Here is a 21,253-nt window from a genome sequence, read left to right as displayed (position 1 = left end):
CGCACGTCACCAGGCGCCCCTCCCGTAATCGGCAGGAAACTTTCCGTGATCATGCGACCTCATGTGGTCAGTAACTTTCACCGTGCGTCACGGTGCCCCGAACGCCCCGCCGCGAGCATGATCACAACGTTAGGCTGAGGGCCCATGACGGCAGCACGACCACTCGCGGACATCGTGGAGAGCGGCTGGGCCCGCGCGCTCGAACCGGTCGCCGGGCGCATCGCGGCCATGGGCGACTTCCTGCGCGGCGAGGTCGCGGCCGGCCGCCGCTACCTCCCGGCCGGGGCCCACATCCTGCGCGCCTTCCAGCAGCCCTTCGACGAGGTGCGCGTCCTGATCGTCGGGCAGGACCCCTACCCCACGCCGGGCCACCCGGTCGGCCTGAGCTTCTCGGTCGCGCCCGACGTCCGTCCGCTGCCGGGCAGTCTGATCAACATCTACCGCGAGTACTCCAACGACCTGGGGCTGCCCGCGCCGTCCAACGGCGACCTGTCCCCGTGGACGGACCAGGGCGTCCTGCTGCTCAACCGCGCCCTGACGGTCATGCCGGGCAAGCCCGCCTCGCACCGGGGCAAGGGCTGGGAGGACGTCACCGAGCAGGCCATCCGCGCCCTGGCCGCGCGCGGGCGCCCCCTGGTGGCCATCCTGTGGGGACGCGACGCCCGCAACCTGCGTCCCATGATGGAGGGCGTGCCCTGCGTCGAGTCGGCGCACCCCAGCCCCATGTCGGCCGACCGCGGCTTCTTCGGCTCGCGCCCCTTCAGCCGCGCCAACCAGATGCTGGAGCAGCAGGGCGCCGCACCGGTCGACTGGAAACTCCCCTGACCCACGGACCCCGACGAGGCGTCAGTCGGTCGGCAGGCGCCGCAGGAGCGCGGCGAACTCGTCCGAGCCGTGCAGGCTCGCGTGGGGCTTGAGCGGGGTCAGCCTGCGCTCGCCGTGGCTCCAGTAGACGCCCGGCGCGCACGGGTCTCCGGCGGCCTGGTGCATCTCGGCGACGACGTCGGCGAAGACCGGCAGGACGTCCATGACGCCGGTGGAGCGGATCGGGTACAGCAGCAGCGTGCTGTGGCAGGGGACGCCGACCAGCGCGCCGTGCGGGTTGGGGTTCGGCAGGAACTGCTCGACCTCGCTCAGCAGCGCCGAGACATAGCGGCTGCCGGGCTTGGTGACCACGCGGACGTCGCGTCCGGGCAGCAGCGGCTGGTCGCGCACTTCGACGTCGGCCAGCTCGCGGTCGTGGGTGTTGGTCATCACGTAGCCGAGCTTGCGCAGCCCGAGCAGGCCCGCGCGGGCCTTGGTGAGGGGGCCGCCGTAACGGGGGTGCTCGATCATGACCATCGCGTCGAAGTGGTCGCCCGCCGGGACGACGACCAGCCCCTCGCGGTCGCGCGGGTCGAGCTTGGGGACGATGCGCAGCCGCAGCAGCTCGCGGACGTCGCCGAACAGCTCCATCTCCCCCACGGCCAGGAACGCGCGGTCGGCCACCTCGCGGACCCACTCGTCCACCAGCCGGGGCCAGACCGACCGGGCCGCGCGGGCACAGCGTTCCAGGACCGTCCAGGTGGAGGCGCGGGCCTCCGACCGCCCGACCGGGAGCACCACCTCCGACGTGCCGGAGTCGAACCAGGCGGTCGGCGCCACGTCGGGCAGTTGGTCCCGGATGAGCGCGTGCACGTCCGCCGCCGCGTCCAACGGTTCCATGCTCACCCCCTTCACGGGATCACGTCTTCTGGCACAACCTTCTCAGAGTTCGGGGCCGTTGTGTGATCCTTCGTCCAGGCGTGCCCTCGCCGATCATCGCACCCTCCAGTACGGTTCAACCATGGCCGAAATCGTTTATCCACCGGTGCTCAAGCTGGCGAAGGGGCTGTTCAAAGCCCTGGGTCTGAAGTTCCGCCTCGACGGCACCGAGAACATCCCGGAGACGGGGGGCGTGGTGCTGGTCAGCAACCACGTCAGCTACCTCGACTTCATCTTCGCCGGGCTGGCGGCCTACCCCAAGCGAAGGGTCCGCTTCATGGCCAAGAAGGAGGTCTTCGACCACAAGATCTCCGGGCCGCTGATGCGCGACATGCGCCACATCCCCGTCGACCGCATGGCCGGCGCCGCCTCCTTCAAGGCGGCGCTGACGGCGCTGAAGAACGGCGAGGTCATCGGCGTCTTCGCCGAGGCCACGATCAGCCGCTCCTTCACCGTCAAGGAGATCAAGAGCGGCGCGGTCCGGATGGCGGTGGCCGGCAAGGTCCCGATGATCCCGATCGCGATCTGGGGCCCGCAGCGGATGTGGACCAAGGGACGTCCCAAGCGGCTGTTCCAGCGCAAGGTGCCCATCACCATCCTGGTCGGCGAGCCGATGTACCCCAAGCGGGGCGACGACTACGACAAGGTCACCGAAGACCTGCACCGCCGGATGTCGGAGCTGCTGGAGAAGGCCCAGCGCGAGTACCCCGAGGTCCCCGCGTCCGGCGAGACCTGGTGGCAGCCCGCCTACCTGGGCGGATCCGCGCCGACCCCCGAAGAGGCCGCCGAGCTCGACCGCAAGGAGATCGAGGAGCGCAAGGCCCGGCGCGAGGCCAAGCAGGCCACAGAGGAGACGGGCTAAATGGCTGGACGTTCCGACCACCGGGCCGCATGATCGTTGACATGTCCATGTCTCGGGAGCCGCGGGAGATCCTGCATCTGATCGAGCCCGCGGAGAGCACCAAGGCCGGCGGGTCCGATCTCACGCTGCCCGTCGTGCTGAACCTCGACGAGACCAACTCGCACTCCGAGGTCCTCGACGTGCTGTCGCTGCGGCCGTTCGCGTCCGGGCAGCAGCCCTGGTCGCGCTCGACCCGGCTCGAACACGTCCGGCCGGAGGCGCCGCTGCGCCCCGAGAGCGCCCGGACGCTGCGCTCGGCGCACGAGAAGACCAAGTCGTCGGTGCTGGCCGAGGGCGACGGCTGGACGCTGCTGTGCAACCGGTGGAAGAACGGCACCGCCTACCTGGAGGTCTGCGCGGTCACCGACGAGCTGGCCGAGGAGATCCTCGACGAGTGCGTCCGCGACGCCACCGAGCCGCCCAAGGTCGACGAGACCAAGGTCCCGATGGGGTTCTGGCACCACGGCGCGCACGGCCCGTCGCGGTCCGAGCGGGCGATCTCGGCCGACTCCTGGTCCGACATCCGCCGCAACTACACCGCGCCGGTCGCCGAGGCGCTCGACACGGTCATGGGCCTCGACCGCGAGCAGGTGTCGGGACGCCTGCTCCTGCTGCACGGCCCGCCCGGCACCGGCAAGACCACGGCGCTGCGCGCGCTTGCCCGCGCCTGGAGCGAGTGGTGCCAGGCCGACTGCGTCCTGGACCCCGAGGCGCTGTTCGGGGCGCCCAGCTACCTCATGGAGGTCGCGGTCGGCGACGAGTACGACGACGACAAGAACCGCTGGCGCCTGCTGATCCTCGAAGACTGCGACGAGCTGATCCGCGGCGAGGCCAAGCAGTCGACGGGCCAGGGCCTGTCCCGCCTGCTCAACCTCACCGACGGGATGCTCGGCCAGGGACGCGACGTCCTGGTGGCGATCACCACCAACGAGGACCTGACCCGGCTGCACCCGGCGGTCGTCCGTCCCGGGCGCTGCCTGGCGCAGATCGAGGTGGGGCCGCTGACCCGCCCGGAGGCGACCGCCTGGCTGGACGCCGACGGCGTCGAGGCCGAGGTCGGCCCGGACGGCGCCACGCTGGCCGAACTGGTCGCGATGCGCAAGGGCGAGAAGCGCCCCGACACGCAGGGCGCTCCCGTCACCGACACCGGGTTCTACCTCTAGACCTTCGCCAGGGCCTGCTCCAGGTCGTCCCAGATGTCCTCGGGGTGCTCGATGCCCACGGTCAGCCGCACGGTGCCCTCGCCGATCTGGGCGGCGGCCAGGGCCGCGGCGTCGAGCTGGCGGTGGGACGTGCTGGCGGGGTGCATCACCAGCGTCTTGACGTCCCCGAGCGAGGCCGCGAGCGCGGCCAGGCGCACGGCCTCGACGAAGGCGCGTCCCGCCTCGCGTCCGCCGTTCAGCTCGAACGACAGGACGCCGCCGCCGTACCCGTCCAGCAGCCTCCGGGCGATCTCGTACTGCGGGTGATCGGGCAACCCGGGGTAGCTGACCCGGCTCACCTTGGGGTGGACGGCCAGGCGTTCGGCCAGTTCGAGCGCCGTCGCGCACTGCCGACGCAGGCGCAGCGCGAGCGTGGCCATGCCCCGCACCGCCAGCCAGGCCGCGAACGGGTCGGCGACCGAGCCGAGCTCGATGGCGTGGTCCCAGACCTTCCGGCGCAGCGTCTCGTCGTTGAAGACCGCGACACCGCCGAGCAGGTCGGCGTGGCCGCCGAAGTACTTGGTGGCCGAGTGCACCGAGACGTCCGCGCCGTGGTCGAGGGGGCGGCACAGCAGCGGCGTGGCGAAGGTGTTGTCGACGACCGTCTTCACGTCCGTCCCGCGCACCTCGGCGATCAGCGCGGGCAGATCGGTGACCTGCGTCGTCGGGTTGGCGATCGTCTCCAGGTAGAGCACCCGGGTCTCGGGACGCAGCGCCGCGCGGACCTCGGCCGGGTCCTCCCCGCTCACATAGGTGACCTCGACGCCCCAGCGCTCGGTCAGCTCCTTGAGCAGCGCGTACGTCCCGCCGTACAGGCAGCTCTGCGCGATCACATGCGAGCCGGAGGACAGCAGCGACATCAGGACGGCGTTGATCGCGCCCATCCCCGACGCCTGCGCCAGCGCGCCGGTGCCGCCCTCGAGGTCGGCCACGGCCTCCTCGAACGCGCGGACCGTCGGGTTGCCCATCCGGCTGTAGAAGGGGGCCGCCGTGGGGCCGTCGAACGCGGCGGCCATCGCGTCGGCGTCGTCGAAGGCGAACAGATGGCCCTGGTAGATCGGGAGCCCGAGCGGCCTGCTGCCGGTGGGCGGGCTGACGTTCGGATGGACGACACGGGTCTCGGGACGGTGTTGGTTCATGCGTCCAGCCTGCGCGCACCGTCCCGGCCCGAACCAGATCCAATCCAAGCCAGTGGCCCGGACCGCGTTCCCCCCGTGGAACTCGCAGCGCCGGACCACCGGCCCGGCCGCACACGCCGGGCATCCGGGCCCTCCCTGTCGGGTCCTCCGCCCGTGTCCCCACCCCGCAGGGGATCGGACGGGGGTCCCGGTAAGGCCCGGATGCCGTGGCGACTCGCGACCGGGAATCGAGCATCGCCCGAAAGGGCCGTCCCGGACATCCGGGAGATCCCCGGCATGAACCCTGACGTCAGGACGTCGCGGTGGCGAACAGCCGGCGGTAGACGCAGCGAAGACCGTGGATATCCCTGACAGGCTCGGAGAAGACCACGCGCAGATCGAACGGATCCGGCTCCGCCGGTGGCGCGTCGCTACAGCGCAGCCACATTCCGTACCGGTCGAGCGCGAGCGGCCTGACCACCGGTCCCGCACCCGGACGTCCGATCCGCTCCCGGGTGGCCTCGTCCGCGACGGCCCGCAGCCCCTTGAGCAGCTGGGCCAGCTCTCCCCGGTGGCAGGTGTCGAGGTGGGTGAGCATGCCCGCCTCGATCGCGACGAACGGGTCGGGGACGGCCGCCTGGTACTCCTCCGGCTCCAGTGTGGCGCAGCCCCAGGCGTCCTCGATCTCGATCTCCGCGACCTCCAGGACCAGGATCGTCCAGGCGTCCCCGAGGTCGAGGAGTTCGGGACGCGGGTGCAGGCGCGAGATGCGCAGCGCCGCCTCCCCGCGCCGCTCCGCCGCGACCTCGGCGACCCATCCGTGCATCCAGGCCCGTCCCCGGACGCGGTCGGGCAGCGCCACCGGAGCCACGTCGGAGATCCGCAGCGTGGCGGGAAGGTCGGACTCCCCGCGCAGGGCGGCCACGGCCGCCGACTCTGCGGGGACGAGCAGCAGGGGGCGTCCGTCCTCGTCCGTGGCGTGCGCGGAGACGGGCGCGTACGGCACGCCCGGGACCGCCAGGACACCGTCCGCGACCCCGTATGCCAGGGTCCGCGCGCGCTCCCCCGCCGTCGGGCGTCGCAGCGTCGTCATCTCGCTCACATGCGCCTCCATGTAGGTTAGGCTTACCTAACTAAGGTCTACCTAAGCACTGAAGGAGGACGATGAACAACCCCCGGCCCAAGGTCCGCCTCTCCCGGGCGCTCGGCATCCCCCTGACGCCCAAGAGCGTCAAATACTTCGAGGCGCGCCCCTACCCGCCCGGCGAGCACGGCCGCGCCCGCAAGCAGGAGACGGACTACAAGATCCGCCTGCGCGAGAAGCAGCGGCTGCGCGCGCAGTACAACATCCGCGAGGCCCAGCTGCGCAACGCGTTCGCCAAGGCGGCCAAGGTCGAGGGCAAGACCGGCGAGATCCTGATCATCGACCTGGAGCGGCGCCTGGACGCCCTCGTCCTGCGCGCCGGGTTCGCCCGCACGATCTACCAGGCCCGCCAGTTCGTCGTGCACCGCCACGTCCTGGTGAACGGTCGCCGCGTCGACCGTCCGTCCTTCCGGGTCCGCCCGGACGACGTGATCCAGATCGCCGAGCGCAGCCGCACCCTGGACCCCTTCGTCATCGCCGCCACCGGGGCCAACACCGAGAAGGTGCCGCCCTACATCGAGGCGAACCACCAGGCCCTGGCCGCACGTCTGATCCGGCTCCCCGAACGCCGCGAGGTCCCCGTGATCTGCGACGAGCAACTGGTCGTCGAGCACTACTCCCGCTGAACGGTCTCCATCGGTTACGCTCAACCAAGCGATTGCTTGCTGCGCGCACCGATGGAGGCCCCCGGCATGATCGAATTCCAGCCCCTCACCCGGAACATCGGCGCCGAAGTCACCGGCGCCGACCTGAGCAAGCCCCTGGCCCCCGACCAGACCGACCAACTCCGCAAGGGCCTCCTCGACCACCTGGTCCTCTTCTTCCGCGACCAGCACATCAGCGACGACGAACACGTAGCGTTCGCCAATCAGTTCGGCACCGCCAACCTCCCCCCGATGGACCACGGCGGCGGCGCGATCCACGTCCTCGACCAGACCTCTCCCAAGGGCGAGGGCGGCGACCAGTGGCACAGCGACAACACCTTCATGACGACGCCTCCCATGGGCTCGCTCCTGCGCGCCGTCATGCTCCCCGACGTGGGCGGCGACACCCTGTTCGCCAACATGTACCTGGCCTACGAGTCCCTGGCCCCCTGGCTCCAGCGCCTCTGCGACGACCTCTACGCCGAGCACGACCTGACCATGTCGGTCACCAAAGCCATAGACAAGGGCCACCCCCTGGACCTACGCGAGATGCAGGAGAAGAACCCTCCAGTCATCCACCCCGTAGTACGCGTCCACCCCGAAACAGGCCGCAAGGCCCTCTACGTCAACCGCTCCTCGGTCACCCGCCTCATCGGCCTCTCCCGCCGCGAGAACGAGGCCGTCCTCCCCCTCCTCTTCGACGTCGTCCGCGACCCCCAATTCCAGGTCCGCCTAAAATGGCGAGTAGGCACCCTGGCCTTCTGGGACAACCGCCCCACCCAGCACTACGCCGTCGCCGACTACACCCAGCGCCGCAAAATGCACCGCGTCACCATCAACTGCCCCGCCGAAATAGACAACGGCATCCCCAAAGGCCCCCACGGCACCACAGGCCAAGACGCCCCCCAAGAACCCACCGCCGCCCGCTACCTCTAAACAGCAAGGCCCTCGCTACGCTCGGACAGCCACAATTGGGGCTCCCGCCCCAAACCCCAAGGCGGGGGGCTCCGCCCCCCGCACCCCCCAAAACCTAAAGATCCAACTCGCCCGACTTCACCCGAGCAACCAACGAAGCAAAACCCTCCACCGAGAGCGACAGGCGCCCTTCACGAGGTGCCTTGCTGTCTCTAATTCCGATCGCGATGGAAAGATCGGCAATTTCCACACACTCCTGGCCGCCCGCACCGCCGGAGCCGGAACGACTGGACTTGCGCCAAACGGGCTCATTCACTGCATGGCCTCCATCATCTCTGCGAGGAGACTCCTCGTGGAGTCCCTGGATAGAGCGTCAGCTCCCAGGCGATCGAACCTTCGCCGATAGTCGCGAACCTTCGCCGGGTCGGACACCAGTCTCCCACCGCCGACCGCCTCCGACAACGCGTGCTCGCCCTGCGCGGAAGAGAGCAGCGTGAACGAGCCGTCGACGCCGGGGTGCGCTCTGGCCGACCTGGGAACGATCCGCAGAATCACGTTCCCGAGGTGACTCACCTCGATGAGGTGGGCGAGCTGCGCGCGCATGACCTCGCCACCTCCGATCGGATCCTCCAGCGCGGATTGCTTGATCAGCATCTGCAACTCGGGCGGATCCGTCCGGCGGAGGATCTCTTGTCTACGCAGACGCTCGTCAAGCGCGTGATCCACATCGTCCACGACCTGAGCGCCGACGATCAGCGCACGCGCGTACTCGGGTGTCTGGAACAGACCGGGGACCACCAGGGCGAAGTACGCCTTGATCAGCACTGCCTGCCGCTCGTACCGCGTGAACTGACCGAACCAGTCCGGATCGTGCGCCGTCGTCGCCAAGCGAACGAGCCTCTGGAAGTGCCCCCGCGAGCCGTAGCGCCGGTCCAGCTTTTCGGCGTGCTCCTCACTGAGTTTAGTGCGGCCCGCTTCCAGGTTCGAAACCGAAGATTTCTTAAGCCCGAGAACCTCAGCCACCTCGGTACCCGTCAAGTTGTAGAGCTCCCGGAATAGTCGCAGCTCAACGGCTATCCAGTCCCAGAATGAGGAGTCGGGGTCCAACTGCCTCCGCGTCGACATTCAAGATCTCCAAAGTTTCGCCGATGCAATCAAACCCTCCAAAGGTATCCCCGTGGCGCCAGTCTGGCTCGGAGACAAGAAAAGGAGGGCACAAAATGGATACCAAAATCTCCATGTCCGACGAATTGGACATTGCCTGTCTCGCGTCCGCGACAACACCGGGCCAGATACGAACGTTGTTGGGTTTGCAACTTTCGGATTGGGGGCTTGGGCATCTCATTCACGACGCGAATCTGGTCGTTGGGGAGTTGGTCGCCAACGCGATTAACGCGTCTCCCGGAGGCGAGATCCGGGTGCGGATCACGCACGAGCCCGGCGCCATCAACCTCAGCGTCTGGGACTCCTCCGACCGGCGGCCGATCGCCAAGCCGATCACCGAACTCGCCCTGGCCGACATCGCTCCCGATCCGCAGGCCCTGGACCCCGGCCACGACGACGGCACAGGCGGCTGGGGCCTCCCCATCGTCGAAGCACTCTCGACCGACCACGACATCCGCCCGACTCCACCTCAAGGCAAGTGGGTCTGGGCTCGGCTCGCGATCTCCAGGCCATGATGGCCGGATGGAGATGAACGAGCGAAGCGAGCCGCCTGGCGCCGGCAATGAGCGCGATACGTTGGTTGGATTTCTGGAGTTTCAGCGGGAGACCCTGATCTGGAAGTGCTCCGGGCTGCTTCCGGATCAGCTCCGGCTCCGGGCCGTTCCGCCGTCGGAACTCTCGCTCCTCGGGCTGGTCCGCCATCTGACCGACGTCGAGCGCAACTGGTTCTCCAGGGTGCTGGCCGGTGAGGACGTCCGGCCCGTCTACTGGAGGGACGCCCCGGCCCGCGACACCGACTTCATCGTCGAAGGCGCCGACATCGAAGAGTCGTTCCGCCTCTGGTACGAGGCGTGCGCCCGTTCCCGCGAACTCACGGCCGCCGCCGAGTCCCTCGGCGCCACCGGCGTCCACCCCCGCACGGGCCTCGTCCACTCGTTGCGCTGGATCCTCACCCACATGATCGAGGAGTACGCCCGCCACAACGGCCACGCCGATTTGCTCCGCGAGCGGATCGACGGGGAAACCGGCGAATGACCTGGTCGAGCTCCTTAGTTCTTGGGTTTTTGGGTGGGGGTGGGGCTGGGGACCGTGGGGAGGGGGGCCTGGTTTTGGGCGCCGTCCTTCTGGCCTGAGGCGTACATCTGGGTTACCAGCCACTTGCCCTTGATCTTGGCGAGGGCCAGGCGGATGAGGCTGGCGGGTTGGGCTACGGGGGCCTGGCCTGCCTTGAGGGTGGCGTTGATGTCGACGGAGATCACGGCGGTGGCGAATTTGCCGTCTACGTTGCCCACGAAGACCTGGTTCGTTTTGGAGGAGAGGTTGATCTGGGGGTTCTCCGTGAACATCTTGCCCATGTTGGGGACGGTGTTGGTCTTGTAGCTCTCCAGGAGGTCGCCGCCCATGACTTCCTGAGCCTTGGTCATCTGGGCCTGGTAGTTCGAGGCGTTGTAGTTGAAGGAGACGTCGCCGTAGGCGGCGGCGGCCTTGGAGACCGACTCGCGGTCGGAGGTCTTGGACGCCTCCGACGCGGCGGTGCGCCACTGCCAGACGGCCAGGCTGGCGAAGAGGGCGATGAGGATCACGGCGAGGATGGCCATGTTCTTCGGGTTGCCCTGGAGAGGTGATGCGGCCGACGGTTCCGGTTCTTTCTTGTTGACCTCTGGGAGCGGCTTTTTCTTGGGCTTCTCCTCTTCCTCTTCTTGTTCTATGGCTTCCAGGACGTCGTCGAGGTCTTCGTCGTCGATGACCTCGATGACCCGGACGCGGCGTTTGCGCTTGGGTTTGGGGGTTTCGGCCAGGGTCTCCTCAGTCTCCTCGTCCGGCTCGACGGGGGTCTGGCTGTCCTTGGCTGTCACTTGGCGTACTCCTCAGTCTTTGCGCCGGAAGCGGGAGAGCAGGGGGACCGAGCCTGCCATGACTCTGACGAGCACCAGAAGGGCGATGACCGGCGGGATGTAGATCAGCCAGGTCGGGGGGCCGGACGAGTCGTCCGGCGACTGGTTCGCGGCCTTGCGCTCGTTGAGCGACGGGTCGTGGGTGGGACGCGTCGCACCCGGGTCCTTGGCCTGGTAAGGCTTCTGCTCGGGCATCTCGGGGCTTCTGCCGGTGGGGCAGTTCGGCACCTGGTTGGGGCGCGGTTGTGGCAGAGGGTACTTGTACTCCTCGACGGCCGTGGTCCTGAGGGTGAGCATGAAGGCCACGTTGAGGATGGGACGGCCCTGGTCCTGGGAGATCACGTTGTCCAGGACGTGCTTGAGCTCGGGGGCGATCCTCAGCGTGTCCCGCAGGTCCTGGAGGTAGCGGGGGTTGCTCTTGGAGATGCCCAGGCCGGCGAGGGTGTCGACGGTGCACTCGAAGTCGGGGCCGGTCTTGTCCAGCAGGGCGTTGACGGTGCCCAGGAGGTCCGGGCCCCGGTCGCGGAGCTCGGTGAGCTGGCCCTTGACCTGGCGGAGCGCGGCGGTGAGGGCGGCCAGGTTGTCGACGCCGGACGCAAGTTCGCCGCGGTTCTGGTTGAGGACCCGGGTGATGCGGCCGAGGTCCTTGGTGAGGCCGTCCAGGAGGGCGCTGTTGTCGGCGAAGGTGGCGCTGAGCTGGTCGGAGCCGTTGATGATCTGGCGGAGCGAGTTCTCGCGGCCGGACCAGCCCTGGGCCAGCTCGTGGGTGAGCACCTTGGCGTCGGCGGGGTCGATGGCCTTCAGCGACCTGATCACGGCGCCGAACAGGTCGCCGTACTTGGGCGGGATGGAGGTGCGGGAGACCGGAATCGTCTCGCCTGGCTTCATCGGGGGCGCGGTCGCCCGGCCGGACGCGGGGGTCAGCTCGACGACGGGTTCGCCGACGGCCGACTTGCGGGCCGCGGCGGCGTGGACGCCTCGGGGGACCTTGATGCCGCGGTCGATGTCGAGCTTGACGACGACCTTGCTCTTCTCCAGCCGGACCGAGTCGATCTTGCCGATGCGCAGGCCGAGGTAGTCGACCTCGAAGCCGGCGTGCAGGCCGGGGGACGATTCGAACTCGACGGAGATGTTGTAGGGCTTGTCGATGAAGTCGAACCTGATCACGTTGTTGAAGGCCCAGATCACCATGACCACCGCGAGGGCGGCGAAGACCCCGAGGTTGATCGTGAGGCGGCTGTTCATCGCGGCCCCCAGAGCTTGTCGAGGTCGGGCAGGGTGCCGCGGACGTCCTTGGGCAGCTTCTGCTTGCTCCTGGTCTCCTGGCCGAGGCCGGGGAAGACGGGGGTGCCGTCCGGCCAGACGATCCGGAGCAGCGGGTACAGCAGGATCTGGCCGTCCCAGACGGCGCGGGGGAACTTGCCCTCGAACGTCACGAGCCCGTTGACCAGGTCGGTGAGCCGCTTGCGGTTGTCGCCGAGCTGGGCCAGGACGGGGTCGAGGTCCTTGAGCAGGGTGCGGAAGCGTCCGACGCGGCCCTCCAGGACCTTGTCGTTGAGCTCGTAGGACATCTTGGTGAGCTTCTCGACGGCGTCGAGGATCTTGCCCTTGTTCTCGTTCAGGAGGGCGGTGGTGCGTTCGAGCTCGCCCGGCGCCCGGTTCAGCGCGTCGCTGCCCTTGGCCAGCGACCGGCCCAGCCGCGCGAACTGGTCGATGGAGCGGCCGAGCTCGGCGCGCTGGTCGGCGAAGACCTTCAGCAGGTCGCCCGACTTGGCGATGGTGGTGTTGAGCCGGTGGCCGTTGCCGTTGAGCGCGGTGGCGCCGGTGTTGACGACGGTGGCGACGTCGTTGCCCGCCAGCGACTTCAGCAGCGGGCCCGCCTGCCCGACGACCTGCTCGAAGGCGGGCTGGACGCTGGTGTTGTCGATGCTGTTCCCGCTGGCCAGGAACGGGCCCCGGTCCATGCGGCCGCCCGGCGGCAGCATCAGGTCGACGTAGTTCTCGCCCAGCAGGGACGTCACCTTGATCTCGGCGCGGGTGCCGCGCGGGATCTGGTGACCGTCCTTGATGGAGATGGTGACGGTGGCGCGGTAGGTGCGCTTGTCGAGCCCGATGCCGGTGACGCTTCCGATCTTGATGTCGGACATCATCACGCTGTGGCCGGGGACGAGGCCCTGGACGTCGTCGAAGGTCGCCTTGAGCGTCAGCTTCCCCCGGGGGGCTCCGGCGGTCTTGTAGGAGCAGCCCGAGATCACGACGGCCAGCGCGACCACCAGAAGCAACACCCTGCGGGTCATCAGTTGCCTCCGTTCTGCCAGGAGCAGTTGGAGTTGGGCGGCGGCAGGGGGCAGGGGACGTCGTCGTCCTGCAACAGCCCCTTGAGCCAGGTGCGCAGGAACACGTCGGTGGCGAAGCGGATCTGGATCGACTTGGCCTTGGGGTTGTAGGCGTTGACGAGCGTCGACCCGATGCCGGGCAGCGCCTTGATCAGCTGGGCCAGCGTCTTGGAGTTGCCCTTGAGCACCAGCGCGACCTTGGTGAGGACGGCCAGGTCATACGGGAGCTGTCCCTTGTATTTCTGGATCAGCTTGTCGCCGCTCTTGGACAGTTCCAGCACGCCGCCGATCAGCTGCTGGAGCTCGCCGCGCTCGGCGCTGAGCACCCGGGTGGCCTCGCCGAAGTTGCGGATGAGCTGGCCGAGCACCTCCTCGCGGCCGCGCACGACGCCCGCGAGCCGTTCGAGGTTCCGCGCGACGGCGATGAGCTCCTTGTCCTGCCCGGCGACGTTCTCGACGAGCCGGGCGCTCTGTTCGAGCGTGGCGTTGAACTCGCGGCCGTTGCCGTTGACGGAGTCGGCGGCGTCGCCGAGCGCGTCGCGGACCTTGGTGGGGTCGAGCGCGTTGGCCAGGTTGGTGAACGAGTCGAGCGCGTCGTCCACCTCGACGGGGACGTGGGTGCGCGCCAGCGGGATCCGCGTCTCGCGGGTCTTGGCCTTGCCGGGCTGCCAGGCCGGGTGCAGGACGAGGTTGCGCTCGCCGACGAGGTTCAGCGGGACGATCGACGCCTGCACCCCCTCGGGCAGCGGGACGTCGTCGCGCAGCGTGAACGTCACCAGGATCCGGTCGCCCCGGTTCTCGACCTTGGTCACCGACCCGACGTCCGCGCCCATGACCTTGACCTTGGACTGCGGGTAGAACGAGCGGGCCTTGGGGAACTCGGCGGTCATGGTGCGGCCGTCGTCGCCGCCGAAGACCGCGCAGCCGCCCAGCGAGAGCGTGAGGGCCGCGCAGAGCAGGGTCACGAGGGAGGTTCGGGTGGCCCTCATCAGTTGCCTCCCCGTCGGGTGGAGACGGGCGCGGGCGGCTGGAGCGGCCCGAGGCCGGTGAGCACGGCCTCGACCCACTGCCCGTTGCCCTTGGCGGCCGCGACCTGCTGGAACGTCGGGCCGAGCAGCGAGAGGTCGGTGTTGAGCGCGTCCATGTTGGGCGAGAGCCTGGTGGTGAGCAGGTGCAGGTTGTCCAGCAGCGTGTTGATCTGCTTCTCGTTGCCGGCGATCACGTTGTTGAGCGTGCGGACGGTGCGGCTGCCCTGGCCGAGGGTGGCGGCCAGCTCGTCGCGGCGCGAGACCAGCGAGCGCAGCAGCACCTGGCTGGAGTCGATGATCTGGCGCAGCTTCTCGTCCTTGGCGGCCAGCGTCCCGGTGATCGTCTTGCTGCTGTCGATCAGCTTCTCGATCTCGGGGTGGGAGTCGTTGAGCATCCGCGAGAGCTGCCGGATGTTGGCCAGCATCTGCTTGAGCTTGGCGGCGCTGGGCGACTCGATCCGGCCGACCTGGGTGAGCAGCCTGTCGATGCTCTTCTGGTCGAGCCGCCCGACGATGTTCTGGGCGCCGTCGAGGGCCTCGGGGACGGTGAACGGCACCTTGGTGCGCGACAGCGGGATGCGGCGCCGGGACTCGTCCTTGGTCTCGGCGACGTAGGGGCGGGTGACCGGGCCGGTGAGCCGCAGGTAGCGCCCGCCCAGCAGGGTGGTGGTCTGGATCTCGGCGTGGGTCTGCGGGCCGAGGTCGATGTCCTTGTTCACATGCCAGGTGACGATGACGGTGCCGTTCCTGAAGTCGGGCTCGACCGAGGTGACGCGCCCGGCCCTGACCCCGGCGACCCGGACGTCCTGCCCCTTCTTCAGCCCGGCGGTGTCGGAGAACACCCCGCTCATGGTGTATCCGCGCTCGAACAGGCGCAGCTGGCCCGCCGCGAACGCGAAGACGCACGCGGCCCCGAGGACCGCGATGGTGACGATGGCCACGATCTTGTGGTTGACGTCGCGGAGCGACTTCAGCGCCATCAGCGGCCACCTCCCAGCATCGCCTTGAGCCTCTCCAGATCCTGCTTGGACGGGTCCTTCCGCTGCTCGTTCTCCCCGGGGGCGGGTGGCAGGTTCATCGGGAACGGGCAGGGCCCCTGGACGACGTTGAGGCAGAGCGCGGTGGTGCGCAGGTAGTTGCCGCCGTTGCCCGCGGCGAACAGCTGCCGGAGGGTGAGCGGGAGGTTCTGCACCAGCTTCTCCAGCTGGTCGACGTTGATGCGGAAGGTGCCGCTGAACTTGCCGAGGTTGTCGATGATGCGGGAGAGCTGCGCGTCGTTGCCGCCCAGCACCCGGTTGAGGTTGGTGGTGACCCCGGCGACCTGGACGACGGCGTCCTCCAGCAGCCTGTGGTTGTTGGCGAACACCTTGGCCAGCGATTCGAGGTTGTCGACGCTGGCGGCGATCTGCCGGTCGCGGGTGGCGACCGCGCCGCTGACGGTCTCGTAGTTCTTGATCATCTGCTGGATGGTCTGCTTGCGGGCGCCGAACGTCTGGAGCAGCCCGTCCAGGTTCTGGATCATCAGGTTGATGTTCTGCTCGTTGCCGTCCAGGGCCTGGGCGAACGAGAAGAGGATCTTGTTGATCTGGGCCGGGTCGAGGTTGCGGGTGATCGGGCCGAGCGCGTTGACGATCTCGCCGAGGTCGACCACCGAGCGGGTGTGCGGCACCCGGCCGCCGGGCCGCAGCTTCTCCTGGCTGCGCCCGGGTTCGAGGTAGACGATCCGCTGGCCCATCACGTTGCGCCAGCGGATGGCGGCGGTGGAGTCGGCGGGGAGGTTGGCGAAGACGTCCTTGTCGACCCGCATCCCGACCACGGCCTTGCCGCGGACGACCTCGATGCTCTTGACCTGGCCGACCGGGGTACCGGCGATCTTGACCTGGTCGCCCTCCAGCAGGCCGGTCACGTCGTCGAAGACGGCGGTGAGGCGGTGGCGCCCGGCGAACAGGGAGGCGCCGAGGATCTGCTGGCCGATGAAGAACGTGAGCAGCCCGGTCACCACGACGAAGGCCCCGAACTTGAGCGTGACCGCCGTCCTCGGGCCGCGGCCGCCCCGGGTGCGCCCGCTCATCGGCGTCCCGTCCCGGTGTCGCGCGCGTTCGCCCGCGGCGCGGGGCCGCAGATGTCGACGATGAGCTGGCACAGGTCGAGCGGCAGCGGTTCGAGCACCTGGCCGAGCAGCGTGCCCTTGGGTCCCGGCACCCGGATGATGCTGGACAGCACCTCGAAGAAGCCGTTGAGGCTGTCGAGCAGGACCGGGATGTTGCGCCGTTCCCCCGCGAGCACCGCGGTGACCTCGCCCGACCCGTCGATGACCGACCCGAGGTTGGCGCCGTGCCCGCGCATCGTCGTGCCGACCCGCTCGGCCAGCTCGGCCGACTCGCCCAGCAGCGCCTGGACCTTGTCGGGACGCTGGTGGACGACCGGCGCGAGCTGGTTGAAGTCGCGGGTGAAGGCCGTCCAGGTGTCGCCCCGGGAGGCCAGGCTGCCCGACAGGCCGTTGAGGTCGCTGATCAGCTGGGCGATGATCCGGCGGTTGGCGTGCGCGGCGTCGATGACCTTGGAGCCGTTGTCGATGGTGCGCCGCAGGGCCGGGCCCTGGCCGTCCAGACCGGCGGCGAAGGTGCGCAGGATCGTGGTGACCTCGTCGGGATCGATCGCCCGGGTCAGCCGGTAGGTCGGCCACGCCGTCTCCGACAGCTCCTGCGGGTCCTGGGTCTTGTCGACGCGGCCGCCGTCGCGCAGGTAGGGCCCGGATGCCTCGTTCGCGCCGAGGTCGAGCGAGAGGTCCTTCGGTCCGAAGATCGACAGCGGTTCGATCCGGGCGCTGGACGTGGTCGGCAGCCGCACCCCCTCGTCGATCCGGAACCGCACCGACACCCGGCCGCTCTTCTCCAGCGAGACCCGGTCGACGGCCCCGACCGCGATGCCGCGGATCTTCACGTCCGACTTGCCCGGGTCGAGGCCCTGCCCGGCGCGGCCGAAGTCGGCGGTGTAGTAGGTGGAGCCCGAATAGGACGGCTGGGTGCCCACCGCCACGAAGACGGCACCGGCCGCGATCACGCCCCCGCCGACCAGGCCGAAGATCATCCTGGAGCGGGTGGAGAGAGGCTCTTCGCTCATGCCGTCGACCTCGCTGGCGTCTGGGGGAGCACGGTGTGGGTCACGGGGCGGGCCGGGCTCATCCGGTCAACCTGACCGAACTGCCGTGGCCCCAGAAGATGTACGACAGGACCAGGTTCATGAGGATCATCAGGATCGTCGACTCGCGGATCGCGCGTCCGGCCGCCACGCCCACGCCCACCGGGCCGCCCGCGGCGTAGTAGCCCCGGTAGCAATGGACGAACATGATGATGAACGCGAAGATCGCCACCTTGATCACGCTGTAGAACACGTCGATCGGCGGCAGATAGAGGTGGAAGTAGTAGTCGTAGATGCCGGGCGAGAGCCCGTAGAACTCGACGGTGATGACCCGGGTGGCGAAGAAGGCCATGAACAGCGAGACCAGGTAGAGCGGCACCAGCGCGATGACCCCGGCGGCGACCCGCGTGCACACCAGGTAGGCCAGCGAGTTGATGCCCATGACCTCCAGCGCGTCGATCTCCTCGGAGATCCGCATCGCCCCGATCTCGGCGGTGAAGCCGGTGCCGACCTGGGCGACCAGCGCGACCCCCGCGATGATCGGGGTGACCTCGCGGACGTTGGAGTAGCTGGCCACCAGGCCGGTGAACGCCTCGGCGCCGATGCGTTCGAGGCCCGGGTAGCCCTGCTGGCCGACGATCGCGCCCGTGGCCAGCGACATGGTCGCGATCACGAAGATCATGCCGCCGCCGATCACCAGCGCGCCGACGCCGATGGTGATGTCGCTGACCTGCTTGGCCAGCGTCTTGCCGTACTTGCGCCTGATGATGATGTCGAACAGCAGGTGGTACAGCACGCGGCCGAGGAACACCGGCAGGTTGGCCGAGACCGGCAGTCCGGCGATCCGGCTCTGGAACGCCCTGCCGAGCTTGCGGACGGGAAGGATGGCGACCATCAAAACCTCGGAGGAAAGAGGACCTGGTAGATCGTGGTAAGGACGTAGTTGGTGGTGAACACCACGATCGAGGTGACCACCACGGCCTTGTTGACCGCGCGTCCCACGCCGACCGGCCCGTAGTCGCAGTTCATGCCCATGTAGCAGGCCACCGCGGCGGCGATGAACCCGAAGATCCACGCCTTGAACAGCGTGATCACCAGATCCGGGAACTGCAGCAGGGTGGTGGCGCCGTCGAAGAAGGCGCCGGGGCTGACGCCCTGCTGGACGACGTTGAAGTAGTAGCCGCCCATCACACCGGCGAGGATCACCACCGAGCACAGCAGGACGGACACGGTGCTCGCCGCCCACAGCCTCGGGGTCACCAGCCGGTGGATGGGGTTGATCCCCATGACCTCCATGGCCGCGAGCTCGTCGCGGATGTTGCGGGCGCCCATGTCGGAGGTGATCGCCGAGCCGCCCACGCCGGAGACCAGCAGCGCGGCGGCCAGCGGCGCGACCTGCTGGATCATCGCGGCGACCAGCAGCGCGCCGGTGCCCGACTGGGCGCCGAGCTGGCGGGCGATGTCGCCGACCTGGAGCGAGATGGTGGCGCCGAGCGGGACGGCGATCAACATCACCGGCACGCTGGTCACCCGGGCGAGGAACCAGCACTGCTCGATGAACTCGCCCCACCACTGGCGCAGGTCCCAGGTGCGGCGCAGGCCCTCAAGGAAGGTGACGCAGAGCAGGCCGGTCTCGTCGAGCGCCTTCCCGGCGCGCCGGCGCGCCAGGTCGGGCGCCTTGGACACGGTCTTGGGCAGCATGGCCACCATCAGCCGGAGCCCACCTCGTCGGGGCCTCGGGTCAGCGTCATGTCAGCCTCCTCGCGATTCGGACGTTGGCGCCCATCCGATGTTCCGCGACCACGACCGTCCCGGATGGACGGCGCCGTGCCGCGCCCCCGAGAGCCGGCTGGAGCCGGGATCACAAGCGGCGCCGCAGCGCACAGGAACACTGTGACACCGTCTGTGATCTGGAGCACTCTATTGGAATAAGCTCTAAGAAGCGAGTACTTACGTCCAGTTTTGTCCGGAGCTACCATCGGTCGGGTGCAGATCAAGACGCAACGACGCGTTGACCCCCTGGTCACCGGAGTTCACGACCGCTGGGAAGAGCACGGCCTCCCCGGCGCCCCCTGGGCCTTCATGGCCCTGTGCTCGCTCGGAAGGCTCCAGCACGTCCTGTCCAAGGCACTGGAGACCGAGCTGAAGAAGCACGGGCTGGGCCGGACCGGCTACTTCCTCCTCACCACCCTCGCCCTGACCGACAGCGGACACGCCCGGCTCAGCACGCTCGGCCGGATGCTGCTGATCCACCCGACGTCGGTGAAGCTGACCGTCGACCAGCTGGAGACGGCCGGGCTCGTCGAGCGCCGCCGCCACCCCAGCGACGGCCGCGCCACGCTGGTCGCCATCACCGACGAGGGACGGCGGCGCGCCGCCGACGCCAACGCGTCGCTGGAGTCGTCCGACAGTGAGCTGGCCCGGCTCGCCGGAATGCACGAGGAGCTCTTCGAGGCCCTCCAGCCCGCCCGGATGGCCGTGGGGGACGACGCGATCTGAGAATGTGAACCCGGACGGCCGCGGCCGCGTACCTGGTCAAGGACGTCCCTTGCCCCGAGGCGATAAGGCAACCTACTGCTATGCCCCACAGCCGAGGCACGCGCCGGAAGGCCGGCCGGGCCCGCTCCGCACCGCGCGTCCCCTCGCCGCGCGTCCCCTCACCGCGCCCGCCGTCCGAGCCCCTCCCCGAGCCGCCGCGGCGGCGCCGCACGGTCACCGGGTTCCTGACGAACAACGTCACGCTCACGGTCCTGGCGCTCGGCGCGCTGGGGGCCGCCGTCGTCCTGGTCGACCTTGAGTCCCTCGGCGGCGAGAGCAAGCCCCCGGCCGCGGCGGGCGACCTCTCGGCGGGCGACATGATGGCCAAGCTCCAGGCGTCCGAGATGGACCCGGTCGCCGCCGACGTCGTGGCGCAGGCCAAGCGGCGCGCCTTCGAGCAGCAGCAGCGGGAGCTGGCCGAGCTGAAGGAGAAAGCCAAGCGGGACGCCAGGGCGCGCGCGAAGCTGAAGGCGCAGCAGGAGAAGGAGCGGCTGGCCCGCTCCAACCCCAGCGCGGCCCAGAACAAGGCGTACGCCAAGAAGATGAACCAGGCGCGTGGCTGGGGCCGCTGCTGGAAGTCGCTGGAGACCCTCTGGGAGCACGAGAGCAGCTGGAACGAGCGGGCCGAGAACCCCTCAAGCGGCGCCTACGGCATCCCGCAGGCGCTGCCCGCGTCCAAGCTGGCCAGCGCGGGCGCGGACTGGCGCACCAGCTCCCCCACCCAGATCGCCTGGGGCCTCGGCTACATCAAGGCCCGCTACAAGGACCCGTGCGGCGCCTGGGCCTGGTGGCAATCGCACAATTGGTATTGATCAAAGGGACGGAGAATGCTCCGCCGGGGGCACCATATGAGCGTGCAGACCAAGACGAACGGCTCCAACGACGGCCGCCAGTGGGCGCGGTCCGACGCGACGCGGCAGGCCCTGCTGACCGCCGCGCTCCAGGTCTTCGCCGACCGCGGCTACACCGAGGCCGGGATCGCCGACATCGTCAAGCTCTCGGGTGTCAGCGTCGGCAGCCTGTACCACCACTACGGCGGCAAGGCGGGCCTGTACCTGGCGCTGTGGGAGGAGCTCACCGGCGAGCAGGAGACCCGGGCCGTGAACACCGTCGCCGCCGCGCGCAAGAGCGGGGTGAGCGACCCCATCGCGCTGTTCATCGCCGGGGCCCGCACCTATCTGGGGGTCTGCTGGGAGCGCCGCGAGGCCGCGCGCCTGTTCCACGGCGGCGAGGGCCCGCCGGGGTTCTCGCTGATGCGCCGCAAGCGCGCCCGCGTGTGGCTCGGCGCCAACACCAGGCTCCTGCGCGGCCAGGACGGCGACCACGCCGCCCAGGTGCTGAGCCTGGTGCTCACCACGGTCATCGGCGAGGCGGGACGCGAGATCGCCCTCGCCGACGACGAGGCGTCCGCCACCGCGATCATCGACGAGGTCTGCCGCATCCTCCAGCGCCTCGCGGGCGAAGAACCCTCCGCCCCCGCCTAA

24 protein-coding genes are annotated in these 21,253 nt (G+C 69.2%); 10 read left to right on the top strand and 14 right to left on the bottom strand.

The window, feature by feature from the left end:
* The first annotated feature begins 144 nt into the window (after positions 1-144).
* Complete coding sequence (locus tag ACQPY4_RS08545; RefSeq protein WP_433334203.1) at positions 145-825, top strand: uracil-DNA glycosylase; 681 nt, start codon at positions 145-147, stop codon at positions 823-825.
* A gap of 21 nt (positions 826-846) precedes the next feature.
* On the opposite strand, the gene ACQPY4_RS08540 is transcribed toward ACQPY4_RS08545, so the two are convergent.
* Positions 847-1,704 (bottom strand): hypothetical protein, encoded by an 858-nt coding sequence (locus tag ACQPY4_RS08540; protein WP_433334201.1) that lies wholly within the window; start codon positions 1,702-1,704, stop codon positions 847-849.
* Between the two features lie 121 nt (positions 1,705-1,825).
* Here ACQPY4_RS08540 and ACQPY4_RS08535 point away from each other — a divergent pair, with 121 nt between their 5' ends.
* Both ACQPY4_RS08535 and ACQPY4_RS08530 read left to right on the top strand, forming a co-directional pair.
* Positions 1,826-2,605: a lysophospholipid acyltransferase family protein gene (locus tag ACQPY4_RS08535; RefSeq protein WP_433334199.1), complete on the top strand. Its 780-nt coding sequence runs from the start codon at positions 1,826-1,828 to the stop codon at positions 2,603-2,605.
* A 41-nt stretch (positions 2,606-2,646) separates the two neighbouring features.
* Positions 2,647-3,807: a DUF5925 domain-containing protein gene (locus ACQPY4_RS08530; RefSeq protein WP_433334197.1), complete on the top strand. Its 1,161-nt coding sequence runs from the start codon at positions 2,647-2,649 to the stop codon at positions 3,805-3,807.
* On the opposite strand, the gene ACQPY4_RS08525 is transcribed toward ACQPY4_RS08530, so the two are convergent.
* Together ACQPY4_RS08525 and ACQPY4_RS08520 are read right to left on the bottom strand one after the other, a co-directional pair.
* A complete protein-coding gene (locus tag ACQPY4_RS08525) occupies positions 3,804-4,985 on the bottom strand; it encodes a trans-sulfuration enzyme family protein (RefSeq protein WP_433334195.1) in 1,182 nt (393 codons plus the stop codon). The genes ACQPY4_RS08530 and ACQPY4_RS08525 overlap by 4 nt on opposite strands.
* A 289-nt stretch (positions 4,986-5,274) precedes the next feature.
* Positions 5,275-6,057, bottom strand: coding sequence for a DUF2470 domain-containing protein (locus tag ACQPY4_RS08520; protein ID WP_433338860.1), 783 nt, complete (start codon positions 6,055-6,057; stop codon positions 5,275-5,277).
* Positions 6,058-6,128: 71 nt separating this feature from the next.
* On the opposite strand from ACQPY4_RS08520, the gene rpsD reads away from it, so the two are divergent.
* Positions 6,129-6,734 carry a 30S ribosomal protein S4 gene (gene rpsD, locus ACQPY4_RS08515; protein ID WP_433334193.1) on the top strand — a complete coding sequence of 202 codons (606 nt, stop codon included), beginning with the start codon at positions 6,129-6,131 and terminating at the stop codon, positions 6,732-6,734.
* Positions 6,735-6,800: 66 nt separating this feature from the next.
* A complete protein-coding gene (locus ACQPY4_RS08510) occupies positions 6,801-7,688 on the top strand; it encodes a TauD/TfdA dioxygenase family protein (protein WP_433334191.1) in 888 nt (295 codons plus the stop codon).
* Positions 7,689-7,782: 94 nt separating this feature from the next.
* Here the strand turns inward: ACQPY4_RS08510 and ACQPY4_RS08505 are convergent, their stop codons facing one another.
* Both ACQPY4_RS08505 and ACQPY4_RS08500 read right to left on the bottom strand, forming a co-directional pair.
* On the bottom strand, positions 7,783-7,983 hold the full coding sequence (locus ACQPY4_RS08505) for a DUF397 domain-containing protein (RefSeq protein ID WP_433334189.1): 201 nt from the start codon (positions 7,981-7,983) through the stop codon (positions 7,783-7,785).
* The gene (locus ACQPY4_RS08500; RefSeq protein WP_433334187.1) at positions 7,980-8,774 is read right to left on the bottom strand and encodes a helix-turn-helix domain-containing protein; all 795 of its coding nucleotides are present in this window, start codon (positions 8,772-8,774) and stop codon (positions 7,980-7,982) included. Before ACQPY4_RS08500 ends, ACQPY4_RS08505 begins: the two co-directional genes overlap by 4 nt.
* Positions 8,775-8,887: 113 nt before the next feature.
* Here ACQPY4_RS08500 and ACQPY4_RS08495 point away from each other — a divergent pair, with 113 nt between their 5' ends.
* Together ACQPY4_RS08495 and ACQPY4_RS08490 are read left to right on the top strand one after the other, a co-directional pair.
* Positions 8,888-9,346, top strand: a complete 459-nt coding sequence (locus ACQPY4_RS08495) for an ATP-binding protein (RefSeq protein WP_433334185.1) — start codon at positions 8,888-8,890, stop codon at positions 9,344-9,346.
* Between the two features lie 61 nt (positions 9,347-9,407).
* Positions 9,408-9,866, top strand: coding sequence for a DinB family protein (locus tag ACQPY4_RS08490; protein WP_433334183.1), 459 nt, complete (start codon positions 9,408-9,410; stop codon positions 9,864-9,866).
* A 14-nt stretch (positions 9,867-9,880) separates the two neighbouring features.
* On the opposite strand, the gene ACQPY4_RS08485 is transcribed toward ACQPY4_RS08490, so the two are convergent.
* The 9 genes from ACQPY4_RS08485 to ACQPY4_RS08445 are packed head-to-tail and all read right to left on the bottom strand — an operon-like array spanning position 9,881 to position 18,932.
* Entirely contained in the window at positions 9,881-10,687 is an 807-nt protein-coding gene (locus ACQPY4_RS08485) for a hypothetical protein (RefSeq protein WP_433334181.1), read from the bottom strand.
* Between the two features lie 12 nt (positions 10,688-10,699).
* The gene (locus tag ACQPY4_RS08480) at positions 10,700-11,971 is read right to left on the bottom strand and encodes an MCE family protein (RefSeq protein ID WP_433334179.1); all 1,272 of its coding nucleotides are present in this window, start codon (positions 11,969-11,971) and stop codon (positions 10,700-10,702) included.
* Positions 11,968-13,023 carry an MCE family protein gene (locus tag ACQPY4_RS08475; protein WP_433334178.1) on the bottom strand — a complete coding sequence of 352 codons (1,056 nt, stop codon included), beginning with the start codon at positions 13,021-13,023 and terminating at the stop codon, positions 11,968-11,970. Before ACQPY4_RS08475 ends, ACQPY4_RS08480 begins: the two co-directional genes overlap by 4 nt.
* Positions 13,023-14,051 (bottom strand): MCE family protein, encoded by a 1,029-nt coding sequence (locus ACQPY4_RS08470; protein WP_433334176.1) that lies wholly within the window; start codon positions 14,049-14,051, stop codon positions 13,023-13,025. Before ACQPY4_RS08470 ends, ACQPY4_RS08475 begins: the two co-directional genes overlap by 1 nt.
* Entirely contained in the window at positions 14,051-15,070 is a 1,020-nt protein-coding gene (locus ACQPY4_RS08465; protein WP_433334174.1) for an MCE family protein, read from the bottom strand. The genes ACQPY4_RS08470 and ACQPY4_RS08465 overlap by 1 nt, the downstream gene beginning before the upstream one ends.
* A complete protein-coding gene (locus ACQPY4_RS08460; protein ID WP_433334172.1) occupies positions 15,070-16,161 on the bottom strand; it encodes an MCE family protein in 1,092 nt (363 codons plus the stop codon). The genes ACQPY4_RS08465 and ACQPY4_RS08460 overlap by 1 nt, the downstream gene beginning before the upstream one ends.
* Positions 16,158-17,213 (bottom strand): MCE family protein, encoded by a 1,056-nt coding sequence (locus ACQPY4_RS08455; protein ID WP_433334170.1) that lies wholly within the window; start codon positions 17,211-17,213, stop codon positions 16,158-16,160. The genes ACQPY4_RS08460 and ACQPY4_RS08455 overlap by 4 nt, the downstream gene beginning before the upstream one ends.
* Positions 17,214-17,271: 58 nt before the next feature.
* Positions 17,272-18,126, bottom strand: a complete 855-nt coding sequence (locus ACQPY4_RS08450; protein ID WP_433334168.1) for an ABC transporter permease — start codon at positions 18,124-18,126, stop codon at positions 17,272-17,274.
* Entirely contained in the window at positions 18,126-18,932 is an 807-nt protein-coding gene (locus tag ACQPY4_RS08445; protein WP_433338858.1) for an MlaE family ABC transporter permease, read from the bottom strand. The genes ACQPY4_RS08450 and ACQPY4_RS08445 overlap by 1 nt, the downstream gene beginning before the upstream one ends.
* Positions 18,933-19,217: 285 nt before the next feature.
* On the opposite strand from ACQPY4_RS08445, the gene ACQPY4_RS08440 reads away from it, so the two are divergent.
* From ACQPY4_RS08440 to ACQPY4_RS08430, 3 genes are all read left to right on the top strand, one after another.
* A complete protein-coding gene (locus ACQPY4_RS08440) occupies positions 19,218-19,730 on the top strand; it encodes a MarR family winged helix-turn-helix transcriptional regulator (RefSeq protein ID WP_433334166.1) in 513 nt (170 codons plus the stop codon).
* An 80-nt stretch (positions 19,731-19,810) separates the two neighbouring features.
* A complete protein-coding gene (locus ACQPY4_RS08435) occupies positions 19,811-20,581 on the top strand; it encodes a lytic transglycosylase domain-containing protein (RefSeq protein WP_433334164.1) in 771 nt (256 codons plus the stop codon).
* A 42-nt stretch (positions 20,582-20,623) separates the two neighbouring features.
* Positions 20,624-21,253, top strand: coding sequence for a TetR/AcrR family transcriptional regulator (locus ACQPY4_RS08430; RefSeq protein ID WP_433334162.1), 630 nt, complete (start codon positions 20,624-20,626; stop codon positions 21,251-21,253).

Origin of the sequence: Spirillospora sp. CA-294931 (assembly GCF_050946795.1) — a bacterium.
Classification (GTDB): Bacteria; Actinomycetota; Actinomycetes; order Streptosporangiales; family Streptosporangiaceae; genus Spirillospora.
The sequence above is the reverse complement of the archived record's forward strand: the minus strand, read 5'-3'. Positions and strand labels throughout refer to the sequence as shown.

Excerpts from the sequence above, each read along its gene's own strand:
- ACQPY4_RS08450 (WP_433334168.1), bottom strand. The coding sequence starts at position 18,126 with ATGGTCGCCATCCTTCCCGTCCGCAAGCTCGGCAGGGCGTTCCAGAGC.
- ACQPY4_RS08465 (WP_433334174.1), bottom strand. The coding sequence starts at position 15,070 with ATGGCGCTGAAGTCGCTCCGCGACGTCAACCACAAGATCGTGGCCATC.
- ACQPY4_RS08460 (WP_433334172.1), bottom strand. The coding sequence starts at position 16,161 with ATGAGCGGGCGCACCCGGGGCGGCCGCGGCCCGAGGACGGCGGTCACG.
- ACQPY4_RS08520 (WP_433338860.1), bottom strand. The coding sequence starts at position 6,057 with ATGACGACGCTGCGACGCCCGACGGCGGGGGAGCGCGCGCGGACCCTG.
- ACQPY4_RS08475 (WP_433334178.1), bottom strand. The coding sequence starts at position 13,023 with ATGACCCGCAGGGTGTTGCTTCTGGTGGTCGCGCTGGCCGTCGTGATC.
- ACQPY4_RS08495 (WP_433334185.1), top strand. The coding sequence starts at position 8,888 with ATGGATACCAAAATCTCCATGTCCGACGAATTGGACATTGCCTGTCTC.
- ACQPY4_RS08510 (WP_433334191.1), top strand. The coding sequence starts at position 6,801 with ATGATCGAATTCCAGCCCCTCACCCGGAACATCGGCGCCGAAGTCACC.
- ACQPY4_RS08540 (WP_433334201.1), bottom strand. The coding sequence starts at position 1,704 with ATGGAACCGTTGGACGCGGCGGCGGACGTGCACGCGCTCATCCGGGAC.
- ACQPY4_RS08435 (WP_433334164.1), top strand. The coding sequence starts at position 19,811 with ATGCCCCACAGCCGAGGCACGCGCCGGAAGGCCGGCCGGGCCCGCTCC.
- ACQPY4_RS08530 (WP_433334197.1), top strand. The coding sequence starts at position 2,647 with ATGTCCATGTCTCGGGAGCCGCGGGAGATCCTGCATCTGATCGAGCCC.
- ACQPY4_RS08445 (WP_433338858.1), bottom strand. The coding sequence starts at position 18,932 with ATGCTGCCCAAGACCGTGTCCAAGGCGCCCGACCTGGCGCGCCGGCGC.
- ACQPY4_RS08525 (WP_433334195.1), bottom strand. The coding sequence starts at position 4,985 with ATGAACCAACACCGTCCCGAGACCCGTGTCGTCCATCCGAACGTCAGC.
- ACQPY4_RS08535 (WP_433334199.1), top strand. The coding sequence starts at position 1,826 with ATGGCCGAAATCGTTTATCCACCGGTGCTCAAGCTGGCGAAGGGGCTG.
- ACQPY4_RS08470 (WP_433334176.1), bottom strand. The coding sequence starts at position 14,051 with ATGAGGGCCACCCGAACCTCCCTCGTGACCCTGCTCTGCGCGGCCCTC.
- ACQPY4_RS08545 (WP_433334203.1), top strand. The coding sequence starts at position 145 with ATGACGGCAGCACGACCACTCGCGGACATCGTGGAGAGCGGCTGGGCC.
- ACQPY4_RS08480 (WP_433334179.1), bottom strand. The coding sequence starts at position 11,971 with ATGAACAGCCGCCTCACGATCAACCTCGGGGTCTTCGCCGCCCTCGCG.
- ACQPY4_RS08455 (WP_433334170.1), bottom strand. The coding sequence starts at position 17,213 with ATGAGCGAAGAGCCTCTCTCCACCCGCTCCAGGATGATCTTCGGCCTG.
- rpsD (WP_433334193.1), top strand. The coding sequence starts at position 6,129 with ATGAACAACCCCCGGCCCAAGGTCCGCCTCTCCCGGGCGCTCGGCATC.